Here is a 15,370-nt window from a genome sequence, read left to right on the forward strand (position 1 = left end):
TGAAGGGGGATAGTCGTCAGCATGTTACATAATCTGAAAATAGCTGTAGTCGGATTGGGGTATGTCGGCTTGCCTGTAGCAGCCGCCTTTAACCGGAAATATCCTGTCACTGGTTATGACATCGATGAAAAAAGAATTCAAGCACTGACCATCGGATTGGATAAAACGAATGAAATAAGCCGTGAGGAGTTTCTGGACTCCACTCTTGTTTTTACAGCCGATCCAGCGGATTTGAAAGATGCCGGGTTTATTATCATCGCTGTGCCCACTTCTTTCGACAGGCACAAGCTGCCCGATTTAACGGCTTTGCAGGAAGCCAGCAAATGTGTCGGGCAGCATATGAAAAAAGGAGCGGTTGTGGTTTATGAATCGACTGTGCCGCCGGGATTGACAGAGGAAGTCTGCATTCCGATACTGGAGAAATACTCGGGCTACGAAAGCGGTAAAGAATTTTTTGTCGGTTATTCTCCGGCACGGGTTCTGGCTGGGAATAAAAAGTATAGTTTTACAAAAATGAAAAAAGTAGTGGCGGGACAAAACGAGGAAGTAACGGAATTTTTGGCGCAAGTTTATGGCAGTGTGGTTACAGGCGGTATTTATCAGGCACCCTCAATCCGTGTGGCTGAAACTGCCAAGTTAATTGAAAATATCCAGCTTGATGTCAATGTGGCATTGATGAACGAACTTGCTTTGATTTGCGGTCGCTTAAATATTGATACGCAAGAAGTGCTTGAAACTGCGGGCAGCAGAATTGGTTTTGTGAAAGCTGCTCCGGATTTGGTCGGAGGACAGGGAATCGAGTTGGCTTCTTTATACTTGGCGAACAAAGCAGAATCTGTCGGCCACAGTTCCGAAGTCATTTTATCCGGCCGCAATATCAACGAAGGCATGGGGCGGTACATTGCCCAAACATTGATCAAAAAAATGATTCAGGACAATATCAGCATAGCTGATGGCCGCGTGACAATACTGGGGCTTTCATCTAAAGAAGATGTGCCCGATCTCCGCAATTCCAAAGTTGCTGATATCGTAGAGGAACTCAGGGAATACGGCATTGAAATACAAGTGGCTGACCCCTACGCTTCCACTGAAGATACAGCAAGCCATTATCAACTGGAACTCCTCACCCACCGGCAGTTGAAGCCCGCCCACGCAGTTATTTTGGCAGTTCCGCATAAACCCTATAAAGAAGCTGGTTGGAAACAGTTTGAAGGATTATTGATTGGTCAGCAAGGCATTGTCTTCGATGTCAAAAGTATACTTGATCCTAAAAGGAAGCCGGAAAAAGTCCAGCTATGGCGTTTATGAAGTTTTAAGAAAGAATTCTAGTTTGTCCGAATGGATATAGCAACCACCTGTAGCGTGCAGGTGGTTTTTTGCATGGAAATATACATGATGTCAATAATGCATTTTATGATTTGGGATTAGCTGAAACGGCGGGGATGAAAAGTAAAAAAATCCATTAAATACTCAGTAGATTTTAATAAACGTCTCATGATGTTCACAGAAACAAACCGTACACTTAGTTTGTGGAGTTATTATTAGAATATTAAGGAAAAAAGGAGGTGAAAGTTTTGGCTATCGAGATATTTTGCAGAAAAGAACAGAAATACCTCATCAGCAGGCTACAGTATGAGCGGCTAATTGAAGAATTGAGTGATTGCATGCGAAATGACAGAAATGGAGATGATGGAAAATACTCAGTCAACAGCCTGTACTTTGAGAACAAGGAAAAACAGATTTACTTTGAAACGAAGAATAAATTACAGTATCGCCAAAAACTTCGTTTGCGTGTGTACGGAGAAACAGATTCTGCCGGAACAGCCTTTTTTGAAGTAAAACAAAAACATAAGAATGTTGTCAACAAACGCAGATTGACGTTGCCTCTTGCAGAAGCTTATCGATATTTGGAAAAAAACGGCGAACAAGAATTAGATCAATTCAACGTATCCAATCCACAGGTGCTGAAAGAAATCGACTACTTCCGGAAATATTATCAGTTGCAGCCAGAAATGATTGTCAGCTACGATCGCCATGCCTTGCATGGAATTGATGATCCTGATTTGCGTCTCACCTTCGATTTTAATCTCAGATGCCGCAATGAGGATCTGCGGCTGGAGAATGGGGGATATGGGGATTATTTTATCGATCCGAACCTGGTGGTGCTTGAAGTAAAGGTGGACCACAGTGTGCCCTTATGGTTGGCTCGAATTCTGCAGCGGCTTGATTGTGAGCAGCGCAGCGCTTCAAAGTTTTGCACAAGTACAGAATTGCTGGGGGATGAGAAATTTTCCTTGGAAACCGAATTCAAAATGTAAATAGGAGGAGATCAATATGGCAACTATTACAGAACTTTTTCAATTCAACCCCGAAACCGGTGAGTCCACCATTTGGATGAGCTTTGCAGCAATGGCGATTGCATTGATTCTGAGCTTGATCATCACGACAGTCTATCAGCACACGTTTAATGGAGAAAGTTATTCACAGGATTTTGTACACACAATTATTATGATGAGTGTGGTCGTTTCAGTAGTCATGAACGTAGTGAGCGGCAATGCAGGCGTTGCATTCGGATTATTTGCAGTCTTCTCCCTTATCCGTTTCCGCAGTGCTGTTACGAACGCCAAGGACATCGCATATATCTTCTTCGGCCTTTGTGTGGGAATGACATGCGGGCTGTTTCAATTCCAACTGGCTATTCTCTTGACGTTATTTGCTTCAGCGGTCTTTTATTTCCTATTTAAAACCAATTACGCAAAAGGGCGCGATACACAAATTTTGAAAGTTACAGTTCCTGAAAACTTGAATCATGAAAAGCTGCTCGATGATATTCTGAAAGACAAGACGGTCGATCATCAATTGCGCCAGGTGGAAACAACCAACTTGGGCACAATGATTCTGTATACGTTTTCCATCCGCAGCAAGCCCGATACCAAAGACCATGAACTGCTCGATCTGATTCGGGAGCGCAATGCCAACTTGAAAGTTTCCTTGTCTTATCTGCAGCCGAAGGAAATGTAGGGTCTAGTCCGGGGATACTTCTCCGGACTGTTTTTATGGAGCGGGGGAAGGGTATGGAACAGTATAGAACTGAAGGAGGGCGTAGCTATGGAAATTGTGGCGAAAAGAGACTTGCTGAAGGACCGTTATGGGAATTATTATATGGTGTCTTATGCTTCCAAAAAGTCGTTGACAATTGTCAATGCCGCTATGTACCATGCGTTCAATCAAATGCTGAACGAAGAACTGGTTGCCAAGGTGAAAGCGAAGTATCCGAATGATGTGGCTTGTGGGAAATATTTTGCCGACCTTGTCCATGAGCAAGTAAAAGAGATGAACCGTCCTGGGAACCCTGGAAACATTTACGACATTGAAGATGTAAAAAAAGAATATGATCTGCATATGAAACCGCTCTATGACGATTCATTTCATTTATCGTAAAGCTTCATATTTTTGACTGCCTGCCCTGAGAAAGGGCAGGCTTTTTTTGCGCAAAAACGGGTAGGTTAAAGTTGGGGATTGAAAAGGCCCTGCAAATGATGTATTTGTCTCCTGATTGGGGCAGGGTTGGAGAAAATCATCAAAAAGGCTAAGTACTTTTCTGCTATAGGGTATTGGAAATCCGAGCAGTTGCTGCTACTGGAGTGTTAGCGCTTACAGGGAGATAAGAATACTATTGAAAAAGGAAATAGGGCTTTATTGCTTTATCCGCCTAAAGTCTGAAAAATATAATAATTGTCCGAAAACTCTTTCAATTATTCAAATACTCTTTATAATAAACAATTATGAACAAAGGGAGATGAGGCATATGTCTAAACTGAAAAACGACTCGTTGCAATTGCATCGGACGCATCAAGGGAAATTGGAGATTCGGTCGAAAGTGGCAGTGGAAAACGAAAGGGACCTGAGCCTCGCTTATTCTCCAGGAGTTGCTGAACCTTGTCGGGAGATCGCGGCAGATCCAGCAAAAGTTCATGACTATACCATGAAAAGCAATATGGTCGCAGTGGTTACAGACGGCACAGCAGTTCTGGGACTTGGCAATATAGGGCCGCTTGCAGCATTGCCTGTCATGGAAGGGAAAGCTATATTGTTCAAAGAGTTTGCCGGTGTGGACGCATTTCCGATCTGTCTGGATACAACAGATGCAGAAACCATCATCCAGACAGTGAAGTTGCTTGAACCAGGTTTCGGCGGCGTCAATCTTGAAGATATTTCAGCCCCTACTTGTTTTGTAGTGGAAGAGCGCCTGAAAAAGGAAATGGGCATTCCTGTGTTTCATGATGATCAGCACGGTACCGCGATCGTCACCTTGGCTGGCTTGATCAATGCATTGAAATTGGTCGGCAAAGACGTTCCGGAAACCCGAATTGTGGTGAACGGTGCAGGAGCGGCTGGAATTGCGATCGTGAAATTGCTGAGCAAATTCGGTTTCGGGCATGTGATCATGTGCGACACAAAAGGTGCCATTTTTAAAGGGCGCAAAAACGGCATGAATCCATTTAAAGAAGAAGTGGCTGAAATGAGCAATTATGAACGCAAAGAAGGTTTATTGGCAGATGTGATTCAAGGAGCGGACGTTTTTATCGGTGTTTCTGCAGAAGGCGCATTGACTCAGGAAATGGTGGAAACCATGAACAATGATGCCATCATCTTTGCAATGGCCAACCCTAATCCTGAAATCCTTCCGCATTTGGCTAAACAGGCTGGAGCAAGAGTTGTTGGAACAGGGCGTTCCGACTTCCCGAACCAGGTCAATAACGTATTAGCCTTCCCAGGGCTCTTTAGAGGGGCGTTGGATGTTTTGGCTACGGATATCAACGATGCAATGAAAATCGCTGCTGTAGAAGCAATAGCCGGCTTGTTGGAGACGCACGAGCTGCATGAAGAGTATGTCATACCGAAACCATTTGATTTGCGTGTGGCTTCAGCGGTTGCAGCCGCGGTTGCTAAAGCGGCAATCGAAACAGGCGTTGCCCGGAAAACAATTGAAACGGATGATCTGCAGCAAAAGACAGCAAGCTTATCGGCAGCCGGAGAATAATGCACTATATAATAGAAGAAACTCATTCGCTTTTATTCCAGCGAATGAGTTTTTTTGTGCAGAATTTGGATGAACGACTACAAATTCATTTGAACGTTCACAACCCGTAACGCGCTTATTAGAAGACAGAAAAAGCCCTTTGCCGCGCGGCAAAGGGCTGCTTCATAAGATCTTATCCGAAAATCTCTTCAGATACTTCCACGATGTATTTCAATTTGTCCCATTGCTGTTGTTCTGTCAATTCGTTGCCGTGGTGTGTAGAAGCGAAACCGCATTGCGGGCTGATGCACAATTGCTCAAGCGGCACAAACTCGGCAGCCTCTGCAATGCGGGCTTTGATGGATTCTTTGTCTTCCAGTTCGCCGTTTTTTGAGGTAAAGACGCCCAGAACGACTTTTGCGCCACCGGCAGGAATGTGTTCAAGCGGCTTAAAGGAGCCGGAACGGTCATCGTCGTATTCGAGGAAGAATCCGTCCACATTTTCATTTGCGAAAATTGTCGGAGCAATCAAAGCATAGCTGCCTTCAAAAGCCCACTTCGATTTGTAATTTCCGCGGCATAGATGAGTCGTCACTGTCAGATCTTCAGGTTTTCCTTCCAACGCTCCATTGGTTACGCGCAATGCCAGATCGATCAAGTAATCGCGGGAGTGGTCACCTTCACTGAAAGGGATTTCCGGTGAAGAAAGGCCGGCAATATAAACGTCGTCAATTTGCAGGTAACGGACACCTGCTTTGTAGAAGGCCTGAAACGCATCGCGGTAAACTTGAATAATGGCTTGTGCGTATTCTTCAATGTCCGGATAAATTGCAGCATTGCGAATTCCCGCATTAAAGAATTGGTTGGGGCTCGGAATCGTTAATTTTGGAACAGCTCTGCCGTCAGCAATGTCTTTCAATTCAAGGAAATCCTGGATGAACGGGTGATCAGGATCAAATGAAATCTCCCCGATATTCCGGACATCATAGCGCTCTGTTTCTTCACCGGCAAACTGGTAACCTGATTCCGGCACATAGCCTTCAAAGCCATTGATATGTTCCATGAAATCCAGATGCCACCAAGTACGTCTAAACTCGCCGTCTGTAACGGCTTTTAATCCGACCTCGATTTGTTTCTCGACAATATGTTGGATTTCTTTCGTTTCGATTTCCCGCAGCTCTTGTGCTGAAATCGTCCCGGCTTTGAAATCTTCTCTTGCTTTATGTAAGGAAGCCGGACGCAGCAGGCTTCCTACGTGATCGGCCTTGAATGGGGCAGTAATCGTTTGAGTCGTTGTCATGTCTGTATTCCTTCTTTCTCTAATAGTATTTTTTCAGTTAGCAATGCTTAACCCGTTGCGGCGTGCTACTTGAGCCAATGCTTGGCTAAGATCCTGTACCAAATCATCCGGATGTTCCAAGCCGACGGAATAGCGCAGCAAGCCGTCAGTGATTCCGCGTTTTTCACGTTCCTCTGCAGGCATAGAGCCGTGTGACATCGTTGCAGGGTACGATAAAATCGACTCGACAGCGCCAAGGCTGACGGCAAACACTGGAATACGCAGATGCTCCACAAAGACGCGTGCTGACTTTTTATCAGCTAGGCGGAAAGAGAGCACAGCTCCCGCGCTTTTTGCCTGGCGTTCGTGAATCGGATTGCCCGGATGGAATGAAAACCCTGGGTAGTATACTTCTTCGATCAATGGATGGTTGTGCAGGTATTCGGCAATTGTCCGTGCTGATTCCGATGACTGGCCAAGGCGTGCTCCTAAAGTTTTGATTCCTTGGATCAACAGGTAAGAATCCTGTGCCCCCAAGACCGAACCGAAGGTATTTTGAATAAAACCTAGGCGATTGCCGAGTTCTTCATCTTTTGTAACCGCAAGGCCTGCAACCACATCGCTGTGCCCGGAAAGGAATTTTGTTGCGCTGTGAAGAACGATGTCTGCGCCAAGTTCCAACGGATTTTGATAGAGCGGCGTCATGAAGGTATTGTCGACGAATGTCAGACAGCCATTGGCTTTCGCCAGTTTTGCTGCGATTTCGATATCCGTAATATTCATAGTCGGATTGGATGGTGTTTCCAAGTAGACGACTTTTGTATTCGGCTGAATGGCATTAGCCATTTCATTCAAATCGGTCATGTTGACGAATGTGTATTCGATATTGAATTTATCCAGCACTTCTGTGATGAAGCGGTAAGTTCCGCCGTAGACATCTTCTGATACCAGGACATGGTCGCCAGAAGACAACAGCATAAATGCGGAAGAGATAGCAGCCATCCCGGAAGAAAAGGCAAAGCCGCGCTTGCCGCCTTCCAATTTTGCGATGGTTTCCTCTAATGCCAGACGTGTCGGATTCCCGGAACGGCTGTAATCAAATGGGCCAAATGAATCCAGGCTTTTCTGATGGAATGTGGAAGATAAATAAATCGGTACGTTGACAGCTCCGGTTAATGGGTCAACTCCGGTAGAATGAATAAACTTGGTTTCGATGCGATCAGTCATATTCAACAACCTCCTTCTTCAATTTCGAAAATGCCTGTGTCAAATCGGCAATTAAATCTTCAGCGAGTTCGACGCCAACTGAGAAGCGCAATAGCCGGTTGCAAACGCCGCGCCGGGTACGTTCTTCAAATGGAATATCTGCATGGGTTTGGGTAGCCGGATAAGTGATGAAGCTTTCGACGCCGCCTAAACTCTCGGCAAATGTAATGAGTTTAATGTTTTCAAGAAAAGGGCCAACCCATTCTTCGTCCTGCAGGCGGAAGGATAACATGCCGCCTTTTCCCGGGTAGAGCACATCAGAAACAACTGATTGCTGCAACAGGAATTCCGCAATGGTTTTGGCATTGGCTTCATGTTGGCGCATGCGTAATGGCAAAGTCTTCAATCCGCGTATCAACAACCAGGAATCGAAAGGCGACAGTACGGCGCCGACCGAGTTATGGAATGTTGAAAGCCTTTCACAAATGCTTTCGCCTTTTGCGACAACCAAACCAGCGAGTACATCGTTGTGGCCGCCGATGTACTTTGTGGCGCTGTGGATGACTATATCCGCTCCGAGTGCAATCGGCTGCTGGAGATAGGGGGTCAAGAACGTGTTGTCGACAATCAGCAGCAGGTCATGCTTTTTCGCTAAAGCTGCATAGGCAACAAGATCAATTTCCTGCATGAGTGGATTGGTCGGCGTTTCAATGAACAATGCCCGTGTATTCGATGTTATTTTTTCTTCTGTATCTTCAACGTTCTTAAATTCGGCATAGGTGGGATGAATGTTATAGGCGGAAGCAAAGTGGTCAAGCAGGCGGTATGTTCCACCATATATATCTTCCGGAACCAACAATTCGTCGCCAGGACGGAAGAGGGACAAGACCAATTGGATAGCCGCCATTCCCGAGCTGCAGGCAAATCCGGCATCGGCGCCTTCGAGTTCCGCAAAGCCTTCTTCAAGGACAGCGCGTGTCGGGTTTTTGGTTCGTGTGTAATCATAGCCCGTCGATTTGCCAAGTCCTTCATGTTCATAAGCCGTCGATAAATATATGGGCGGATTCACAGCTCCTGTAGTTGAATCGCTGCGATTGCCTAATTGAACCAATAAAGTTTCCAAGCTGTTTTTTGTCATTCCACTCATCCTCCCAACAATAAAACAGGGGCTTTTCTTCAATGAAAGAAGAAAGCCCCTGTCTAGAAACGCATTCTTCTCATCTTTTAGGCGCAGCCTATTGGAATTAGCACCGTGTCTTCGTCAGACTGGTTGCTGAGACTTCACAGGGCCAAATCCCTCCGTCTCTCTAGATAAGAAATATCTTATTAAGTTTATGGTGTATCTATTACGATGTTTCTAATCTTAAATCATTTAGCCATGGAAAGCAAGGATGAATTTTAAATAGTTAAAATAGAAAGAAAACAGTAAGCGGAAATTGTAGATAGAGCCTTGTACATCCATGTCAGATCGGATGTCGCATCAGTAAGTAGAATAATTTGCTATCAGTTAAAGAATTAGGGCTCATCACTACAGAACCGCGGTATTCTTTTAATTCGTATATCGAAGTGTTATAATTTATGGAGGAAATTATGTGTATAAAGGAGAAAGCAAATGTATATTGTCACTTCGACGGTAGTTGTTCCGCCTGAAAAAACCGAGGAAGTTATCGGGATTTACCAAAAGCGTTCACGCCGCGTCGATCGGGCGGAAGGCTTTCATTTATTTAGATTGATCCAAAACACCAAAAAGAAAAATGAATTGACGGTCCATATGGAATGGCATACGAAAGCATCTTATATGGCGTGGGTGAGAAGCCAGGAATTCAAGGAGATCCATGATCTTGAGAAAAATTACCCGGACCAGGAATTAGCGGGAATTATCCCCGTTGTTCGGCAGTACGAAGTGGTGGCAGAATGAAGAACGACGTAAAAAATAAAATTGCTTCTGAAACGGCAAAAAGCATATATGCTGCATACCCGACACTTTGGGAGCGTTTTGGAGAGCGCGGTTTTGAGCATACAGAAAAAGATAACCATCACCACCTGGATCATTTGGAGACTGCGTTTTCCCTCAAGGATGAACAGGTATTTATTGATTACGCCATTTGGCTGGAAACTGTTTTGACAAGCCGGAATGTTGAAAGAGCCTTGATCATCGATAATTTTGACCGCTTACTGCAGATCCTTCCGGGGAATACAGAACAAGAGGAAGAAGTCTTTATGTCAGGTTGTTTGCAAAGTGCCATTGCGGTGTTGAAACCTTCATAGAGTAAAGGAGGCTGACATGAATAATCAATCTAAAGAGTTGGCCGAGTTATTTTTGGCCGGCAATGAAAAGCAGGCTTTGCATACAGTTCAAGCCTATTTGCAAAACCATACAAAAAATGAGCTTTACCAGCATATATTGACGCCTGCCATGTATTGGATAGGGGAATTATGGGAAAAGAATATCATTACAGTGGCTGATGAGCATTTAGCAACGGCCATTTGCGATTATGTGGTGTCAGTGACAGAAATGCGTAAAGGGGAACAAACTCCTGAGCAAAAGAAAGTGATGGTCCTCGGACCTGAAGGGGAAGACCATTATATCGGCTTGAAAATGGTGGCTTCGTTATTCAAAGAAAACGGTTGGGAAGTTCGATACCTCGGACCGAATTTGCCGCTCGGTGCCGCCATTGAAACAGCTAACCGCTGGAAACCGGATGCCATCGCATTGTCAGCGGCTTTGGTATACCGTCTGCCTGTATTGAAGAAATACACAGAAGCTTTCAGAGCGCTTGATTTCAAACCATCAGTCATCCTTGGAGGACGGGCGGTGGCCATGGCGAATTGGCCAGCTTCAGAATCTGAAGGCGTCTTGATTGTAAAAGAGTTGGATCAGCTGAAAAATTGGATCCAAACCGGAAAGGAACCTGACAATGAATTCGATATCTCATTTGGATGAATGGCCGCTGCCTGCTTTTAAATTGAATAATAAACTGGCAATCGTGGAGTCATCTGAAGAGGCAGAGAAATTAGTCGGCAGCTGTTCCGATTTTCTAGATTTTGTCGATGAAGGAAGCCGGCAAAAAGCATTAAGTTTTTTGCTGAGTAGTGAATCGGCGAGACCACTTGAGTTGAATTTCATTTCAAAAACCGGCGAACTGTTCCTTGGAGATGTCTACAGCAAATGGATCAGTGATTTTAGTTTGAACATCGTCCTTGTGCCGAAAGATAACCGGCTCATGGAGATCACCAACCAGTTGTTGAGCCTTCGCCGGCGCCTGCAGGAAACCGACTATGACCTGCTTCTTGAAAAGGAACGGACGGAGGAGCTGCTTCAACAGGTTCGGGAGTTGTCTGCCCCTTGTATCGACCTCGGCAAAAAGCACGTGCTGATTCCGCTATTCGGCGATTTGGACCCCCACAAGATTGAAGTGATCCGTTTTCATATCCTGAATCAAGTTTATGAAAATGGCGCCGAAACCGTCATCATGGATTTGACTGCTATGGAGAAGTTGGAACAGGATGGCGCCGATTATTTGAAGTCGTTAATGCAGACCTTTAAAGTGATGGGCATTGAGGGCATCATCACCGGAATCAACCCACAGCATGCCCAACAGCTCCATCATCTCCAAACGGGGCTGGACCTGCATTTTGTTTCTTCTTTGCAGATGGTCTTGGCTTCACGGAATTTACTTATATAGAATATGTTGTGAAAAGCGAAGCGGATAGCTTCGCTTTTTTGTTTTTTTAAATTAACGCTTCCGCTTTTCTAGTGTCCAGCTTCAGCGCCCAGGTCCTAGGGTCATAAGCCCATCTGACTATGCGGCAAAAACACGCCGCTTCGCCAGCTTGTCTTATGCCCGTCGGAGGCCCGCAGGAAGCGGGTCAGCTAACCGTTGCGACAGGAAGTCGCGCACTTAGCTTAGCTTCATCTTTTGATCGCTTGCGCTTTTCTCTCCTGAGCAGGAAAAAGGAAGTTTTTGTGAAACATCGATACAATAGAATGGATAGGAGTGGAGATAGAATGGGAATTAAGAAATTCGAAAATATACCGTTGGCTGTGCTTGATTTGGCACCGATCAACGAAGGTGCTGAAACTGCACAAGCGTTCAAGAACAGTGTGGAATTGGCGCAGCATGTGGAGAAGTTGGGATTCAATCGTTATTGGCTGGCGGAGCACCATAATATGCCAGGCATCGGAAGTTCTGCGACGTCGGTTCTTATTGGCCACATCGCTGGGGCAACGGAATCCATTCGAGTGGGCTCAGGCGGCATCATGCTGCCAAACCATGCGCCACTTGTTATTGCAGAACAGTTTGGTACATTGGAAACTCTTTATCCAGGGCGCATTGACTTGGGTCTGGGCCGTGCACCGGGGAGTGACCAGGCGACTGCCTATGCGCTGCGACGTACTTTGCAGAGCAGCGGGGATGATTTTCCTCAACAGGTTGCGGAGTTGGAAAATTACTTCTCGGAAAATCCGGTTGGCCGTGTTCGGGCTTATCCGGGCACCAATTTGAAAATACCGCTTTGGCTATTGGGATCGAGCGGATTCAGTGCACAACTTGCAGCACTTAAAGGCTTGCCGTTTTCTTTCGCCAGCCATTTTGCGCCGGACTATATGATGCAGGCTTTGCAGTTGTATCATCAAAATTTCAAGCCTTCTCCTGCTTTGGCATCGCCTTATGCAATGCTGGGCGTCAATGTTATTGCTGCAGAGACACAGGAGCGCGCTGAATGGCTCGCAACTTCTTCCCAGCAGCAAATGTTCTCACTGATGAGAGGGGAACCGACGACGTTCCAGGCACCGATTGATGATTTGGAAGAAGTTTGGACAGATCGGGAAATTGCTATTTTCCGTGAGAAATTGGATTCTGAATCGATGATTGTCGGTACACCGGATGTCGTCAAACAAAAACTGAAAAATTTCATCCAAAAAACAAGAGCTAACGAAGTGATCGTCAACTCACCGATTTTCCATCAGGAAGATCGCCTGCGTTCTTACGATTACTTGGCAGAAATGATGAACTAAAGAAAATCCCGTTCCTATGAACGGGATTTTTTGCATGAAAAAGCATCTCTCCAGATTGGAGAGATGCTGAGCCGGCGTCAGTGAAGTTCTTTCGCCTTGTCTTCTTCACGCTGCCGTTCTTTTGGAAACTCCTCTTCATCATAGGCTGCATAATCAGGTGCACCTTCGCCAATCATATTCAGAACCGCATTGAAATCCTCATCTAACCGAAGTTCAACTTCTCGTGGATCAAGTACTTTGCGTTCCATTATGATCAACCTCCTTCTTTACTATTCAGCAGCCTTATCGTCATGAAGGTGGATTCCTATCTCACTTCTATTATACAGACTATTCCGTTTAATTGGAAGGGAACTGTTTGCAAGCCTTAGCAAAAAGGGTCCGGAAAATAAAAACCGTTAAAGCAAGGGCTCTAACGGTTTTTGGCTATTATTGTTGATTGATTTCTGCATTTAAGATCAATGATTCAAAGAACAGGGAAGGTGCAGTTTCATTCCACTCAAGAGAAGTCAAATCGGCTGTGCGTTTAGGCAGATTGCCATATGCGAGTTCTGTTCGCGGATCATCCGTCAATTCGAGTTTGACGTAAGGGCCTTCCGGCGTCAGCCAATTCAACTGGGACAGGCGGTTCTCCAGAGAAAACTCGATCCATTCGTCTTCTGCTTCATCCGTTTCGAATAACGGTTCCTGAGCAGCCATCAGCCATGTTTGGCTTGAATGCTGAGGCGGCAACCAGAGATTTTTTGACAGTTTGCCTTCTTCAACTGTAAACTCTGCAATTTCGTGGCGCAGTTCCTGTACCCAGTCGCCGTTGCCTAATTGCAGTCTGCGGGAAACATAGACATTGCCGATTAGAATTTCGCTGCTTCCGTTTGTGAAGACGCCATAAGGATTGGACGTTGGATCTGGACCATATATTGTTTCGTCAAGCCGTGTAGTGGATTTGGGATTCCAAGATTTAAAATCGGCATCCTCCAAATTATTGACATTCATCGATACTGTATAAGGGACCCACCCGGTATTTTTGATTTCTTCGAAAATGATGGAAGAGCCATTATTAAGCGACCGGTCGACCAATGTATACGTGCCGACGTTCAGGCCGAGCAAGGTCATCTGGTAGACCTGTGTAAGGTCAGTGCCGCTTTCAGTTACTTCGGGTTCGCTCAGCGTAATAAAAGTCGGTTTTTCAATAGTGACCGATACATTGTTTTCAGAATGAATTTCGACTTCATTTTTTAAGAACATGACGGCTGTAAAGACGATCAGCGACATGAAAAATACTACACCCATTAAAATAATGATCTTTCTAAACACAATCTTCACCTCGGTTTTCTGCAAGTTTGCCAGTTTTGATTATAACATGTGGCAACAGCAAGAAAACCGGTGATATTTGAGCATCGCATGAACAAACAAGGATACTCAGATGTATGGGAATCAAAAAAAGACGCCCCAGGGGACGCCTCTTACAATACCTTATCGAGGAAATCTTTGGCACGTTCCGTTTTTGGATGGCTGAAGAACTCATTAGGCTGGCCTTCTTCAACCAGTACGCCATGATCCAAAAACAGGACACGGTCTGCCACTTCACGTGCAAAACCCATTTCATGTGTCACGACGACCATCGTCATGCCGGATTTCGCTAAATCTTTCATAACATCCAAAACTTCTTTGACCATTTCCGGATCAAGTGCTGAAGTCGGTTCATCAAACAGCATCAGTTCAGGTTCCATTGCCAAAGCCCGCGCAATCGCAACACGCTGTTTCTGCCCCCCTGATAAGCTGTTCGGATAGGCTGTCTCTTTTTCCGATAGTCCAACACGTTCCAATAGAAGACGGGCTTTCATTTCAGCTTCTGCTTTTTTAATGCCTTTGGCTTTCATCGGTGCGTACGTCAGGTTTTCAAGAACCGTCAAATGAGGGAATAAATGAAAGTGCTGAAACACCATGCCGATTTGCTGGCGGATTTTATGGATGTTCTTTTTAGAAGATGTCAGGTTCTTGCCATTGATGTCGATGGACCCGGAAGTGGGAACTTCAAGCAGGTTCAGACAGCGCAGGAACGTCGACTTTCCTGAACCGGAAGGGCCGATGATCGATACGACTTCACCTTTGCTTATAGTAGTGGAAATATCGCTTAGCACTTCATTGGTGCCAAATTTCTTATACAGATTCTGGACGTTAATCACTTTGTTTCAGCCTCCGTTCGAAAACTCTGCCGATCATCGTCAAGCCCATGACCATACACCAGTAAATGAGGCCGACGAATAACAGCGGTTCAAAGTTGCGAAACAAATCAGATCCAACAACTTGTGCGCGTCTCATGAGATCGAGATAACCGATGGTCGAGACGATAGCGGATTCTTTTGTTAAAGTAATGAATTCGTTCATCAGAGCCGGCAGAATATTTTTGAGTGCCTGCGGCAAAATGATGTCTTTCATCATGGCCCGGTAGGGAACGCCTAACGCTTGTGCTGCTTCCATCTGACCTTTGTCGACCGCCTGGATTCCAGCACGAATGATTTCGGAAATGTAAGCAGATGAATTTAGTCCGAACGCCAGTATGGCGGACAGGAATGCGGAAATATCATATCCCGTCAACTGGGGAGTGGAATAATAGATGATCATCAATTGCAGAATCAGCGGTGTCCCGCGAAATATAGATGTATAAGCATCAGCAAACCATCTTAAGGGGATGATGCTGCCAATTTTGAACAATGCCAATATGGTTCCGAGGATTGACCCCAGAATGATGGCGAAAAATACGAATTTTAAGGTAGCCCATATCCCTTCCAGCATAAACGGGATATAAGGAACTATTTGTGAGAAATCCAGGTTCATCTATTACAAC

At 45.2% G+C, this 15,370-nt stretch carries 17 protein-coding genes and 1 riboswitch; of the genes, 10 read left to right on the top strand and 7 right to left on the bottom strand.

Going from position 1 to position 15,370, the window contains the following annotated elements:
- The first annotated feature begins 21 nt into the window (after positions 1–21).
- The 5 genes from QMA04_RS04950 (at position 22) to QMA04_RS04970 (ending at position 5,044) form a co-directional block, all read left to right on the top strand.
- Positions 22–1,308: a nucleotide sugar dehydrogenase gene (locus QMA04_RS04950; RefSeq protein WP_290184310.1), complete on the top strand. Its 1,287-nt coding sequence runs from the start codon at positions 22–24 to the stop codon at positions 1,306–1,308.
- Between the two features lie 266 nt (positions 1,309–1,574).
- On the top strand, positions 1,575–2,318 hold the full coding sequence (locus QMA04_RS04955; RefSeq protein ID WP_290184311.1) for a polyphosphate polymerase domain-containing protein: 744 nt from the start codon (positions 1,575–1,577) through the stop codon (positions 2,316–2,318).
- A gap of 16 nt (positions 2,319–2,334) precedes the next feature.
- Positions 2,335–3,021, top strand: a complete 687-nt coding sequence (locus QMA04_RS04960; RefSeq protein WP_191713775.1) for a DUF4956 domain-containing protein — start codon at positions 2,335–2,337, stop codon at positions 3,019–3,021.
- 87 nt (positions 3,022–3,108) lie between these two features.
- Entirely contained in the window at positions 3,109–3,441 is a 333-nt protein-coding gene (locus QMA04_RS04965; RefSeq protein ID WP_290184314.1) for a hypothetical protein, read from the top strand.
- A 367-nt stretch (positions 3,442–3,808) separates the two neighbouring features.
- On the top strand, positions 3,809–5,044 hold the full coding sequence (locus QMA04_RS04970) for an NAD(P)-dependent malic enzyme (protein WP_203339244.1): 1,236 nt from the start codon (positions 3,809–3,811) through the stop codon (positions 5,042–5,044).
- Between the two features lie 172 nt (positions 5,045–5,216).
- Here QMA04_RS04970 and QMA04_RS04975 read toward each other — a convergent pair whose 3' ends face one another.
- Genes QMA04_RS04975 through QMA04_RS04985 form a run of 3 tightly spaced genes read right to left on the bottom strand, consistent with a single transcriptional unit; the run spans position 5,217 to position 8,646 of the window.
- The gene (locus QMA04_RS04975) at positions 5,217–6,323 is read right to left on the bottom strand and encodes a 5-methyltetrahydropteroyltriglutamate--homocysteine S-methyltransferase (protein ID WP_290184316.1); all 1,107 of its coding nucleotides are present in this window, start codon (positions 6,321–6,323) and stop codon (positions 5,217–5,219) included.
- A gap of 33 nt (positions 6,324–6,356) precedes the next feature.
- Positions 6,357–7,529: a cystathionine beta-lyase gene (metC, locus tag QMA04_RS04980; protein WP_191713779.1), complete on the bottom strand. Its 1,173-nt coding sequence runs from the start codon at positions 7,527–7,529 to the stop codon at positions 6,357–6,359.
- Positions 7,522–8,646, bottom strand: coding sequence for a methionine biosynthesis PLP-dependent protein (locus QMA04_RS04985; protein WP_290184318.1), 1,125 nt, complete (start codon positions 8,644–8,646; stop codon positions 7,522–7,524). Before QMA04_RS04985 ends, metC begins: the two co-directional genes overlap by 8 nt.
- A gap of 76 nt (positions 8,647–8,722) precedes the next feature.
- Positions 8,723–8,826: riboswitch (SAM riboswitch) on the bottom strand.
- A 294-nt stretch (positions 8,827–9,120) separates the two neighbouring features.
- Here QMA04_RS04985 and QMA04_RS04990 point away from each other — a divergent pair.
- The 5 genes from QMA04_RS04990 (at position 9,121) to QMA04_RS05010 (ending at position 12,525) form a co-directional block, all read left to right on the top strand.
- Positions 9,121–9,426 carry an antibiotic biosynthesis monooxygenase family protein gene (locus tag QMA04_RS04990; protein WP_191713781.1) on the top strand — a complete coding sequence of 102 codons (306 nt, stop codon included), beginning with the start codon at positions 9,121–9,123 and terminating at the stop codon, positions 9,424–9,426.
- On the top strand, positions 9,423–9,776 hold the full coding sequence (locus QMA04_RS04995) for a hypothetical protein (protein WP_191713782.1): 354 nt from the start codon (positions 9,423–9,425) through the stop codon (positions 9,774–9,776). Before QMA04_RS04990 ends, QMA04_RS04995 begins: the two co-directional genes overlap by 4 nt.
- A 16-nt stretch (positions 9,777–9,792) precedes the next feature.
- A complete protein-coding gene (locus QMA04_RS05000; RefSeq protein WP_191713783.1) occupies positions 9,793–10,452 on the top strand; it encodes a cobalamin B12-binding domain-containing protein in 660 nt (219 codons plus the stop codon).
- Positions 10,427–11,194 carry an STAS domain-containing protein gene (locus tag QMA04_RS05005; RefSeq protein WP_191713784.1) on the top strand — a complete coding sequence of 256 codons (768 nt, stop codon included), beginning with the start codon at positions 10,427–10,429 and terminating at the stop codon, positions 11,192–11,194. Before QMA04_RS05000 ends, QMA04_RS05005 begins: the two co-directional genes overlap by 26 nt.
- A gap of 323 nt (positions 11,195–11,517) precedes the next feature.
- Complete coding sequence (locus QMA04_RS05010) at positions 11,518–12,525, top strand: LLM class flavin-dependent oxidoreductase (protein WP_191713785.1); 1,008 nt, start codon at positions 11,518–11,520, stop codon at positions 12,523–12,525.
- A 77-nt stretch (positions 12,526–12,602) separates the two neighbouring features.
- Here QMA04_RS05010 and QMA04_RS05015 read toward each other — a convergent pair whose 3' ends face one another.
- The 4 genes from QMA04_RS05015 to QMA04_RS05030 form a co-directional block, all read right to left on the bottom strand.
- Entirely contained in the window at positions 12,603–12,773 is a 171-nt protein-coding gene (locus QMA04_RS05015; protein WP_191713786.1) for a hypothetical protein, read from the bottom strand.
- Between the two features lie 178 nt (positions 12,774–12,951).
- Complete coding sequence (locus QMA04_RS05020) at positions 12,952–13,836, bottom strand: hypothetical protein (RefSeq protein WP_290184323.1); 885 nt, start codon at positions 13,834–13,836, stop codon at positions 12,952–12,954.
- Positions 13,837–13,985: 149 nt separating this feature from the next.
- On the bottom strand, positions 13,986–14,708 hold the full coding sequence (locus tag QMA04_RS05025; protein ID WP_191713787.1) for an amino acid ABC transporter ATP-binding protein: 723 nt from the start codon (positions 14,706–14,708) through the stop codon (positions 13,986–13,988).
- On the bottom strand, positions 14,701–15,360 hold the full coding sequence (locus QMA04_RS05030; RefSeq protein WP_191713788.1) for an amino acid ABC transporter permease: 660 nt from the start codon (positions 15,358–15,360) through the stop codon (positions 14,701–14,703). Before QMA04_RS05030 ends, QMA04_RS05025 begins: the two co-directional genes overlap by 8 nt.
- Between the last annotated feature and the right edge of the window lie 10 nt (positions 15,361–15,370).

This window comes from Planococcus sp. APC 3900 (assembly GCF_030407735.1).
In the GTDB taxonomy this organism is placed as follows: domain Bacteria; phylum Bacillota; class Bacilli; order Bacillales_A; family Planococcaceae; genus Planococcus; species Planococcus notacanthi.

Excerpts from the sequence above, each read along its gene's own strand:
- QMA04_RS05005 (WP_191713784.1), top strand. The coding sequence starts at position 10,427 with ATGAATTCGATATCTCATTTGGATGAATGGCCGCTGCCTGCTTTTAAA.
- metC (WP_191713779.1), bottom strand. The coding sequence starts at position 7,529 with ATGACTGATCGCATCGAAACCAAGTTTATTCATTCTACCGGAGTTGAC.
- QMA04_RS04985 (WP_290184318.1), bottom strand. The coding sequence starts at position 8,646 with ATGACAAAAAACAGCTTGGAAACTTTATTGGTTCAATTAGGCAATCGC.
- QMA04_RS04950 (WP_290184310.1), top strand. The coding sequence starts at position 22 with ATGTTACATAATCTGAAAATAGCTGTAGTCGGATTGGGGTATGTCGGC.
- QMA04_RS04970 (WP_203339244.1), top strand. The coding sequence starts at position 3,809 with ATGTCTAAACTGAAAAACGACTCGTTGCAATTGCATCGGACGCATCAA.
- QMA04_RS05030 (WP_191713788.1), bottom strand. The coding sequence starts at position 15,360 with ATGAACCTGGATTTCTCACAAATAGTTCCTTATATCCCGTTTATGCTG.
- QMA04_RS04995 (WP_191713782.1), top strand. The coding sequence starts at position 9,423 with ATGAAGAACGACGTAAAAAATAAAATTGCTTCTGAAACGGCAAAAAGC.
- QMA04_RS04960 (WP_191713775.1), top strand. The coding sequence starts at position 2,335 with ATGGCAACTATTACAGAACTTTTTCAATTCAACCCCGAAACCGGTGAG.
- QMA04_RS04990 (WP_191713781.1), top strand. The coding sequence starts at position 9,121 with ATGTATATTGTCACTTCGACGGTAGTTGTTCCGCCTGAAAAAACCGAG.
- QMA04_RS05010 (WP_191713785.1), top strand. The coding sequence starts at position 11,518 with ATGGGAATTAAGAAATTCGAAAATATACCGTTGGCTGTGCTTGATTTG.
- QMA04_RS05015 (WP_191713786.1), bottom strand. The coding sequence starts at position 12,773 with ATGGAACGCAAAGTACTTGATCCACGAGAAGTTGAACTTCGGTTAGAT.
- QMA04_RS04975 (WP_290184316.1), bottom strand. The coding sequence starts at position 6,323 with ATGACAACGACTCAAACGATTACTGCCCCATTCAAGGCCGATCACGTA.
- QMA04_RS05000 (WP_191713783.1), top strand. The coding sequence starts at position 9,793 with ATGAATAATCAATCTAAAGAGTTGGCCGAGTTATTTTTGGCCGGCAAT.
- QMA04_RS04965 (WP_290184314.1), top strand. The coding sequence starts at position 3,109 with ATGGAAATTGTGGCGAAAAGAGACTTGCTGAAGGACCGTTATGGGAAT.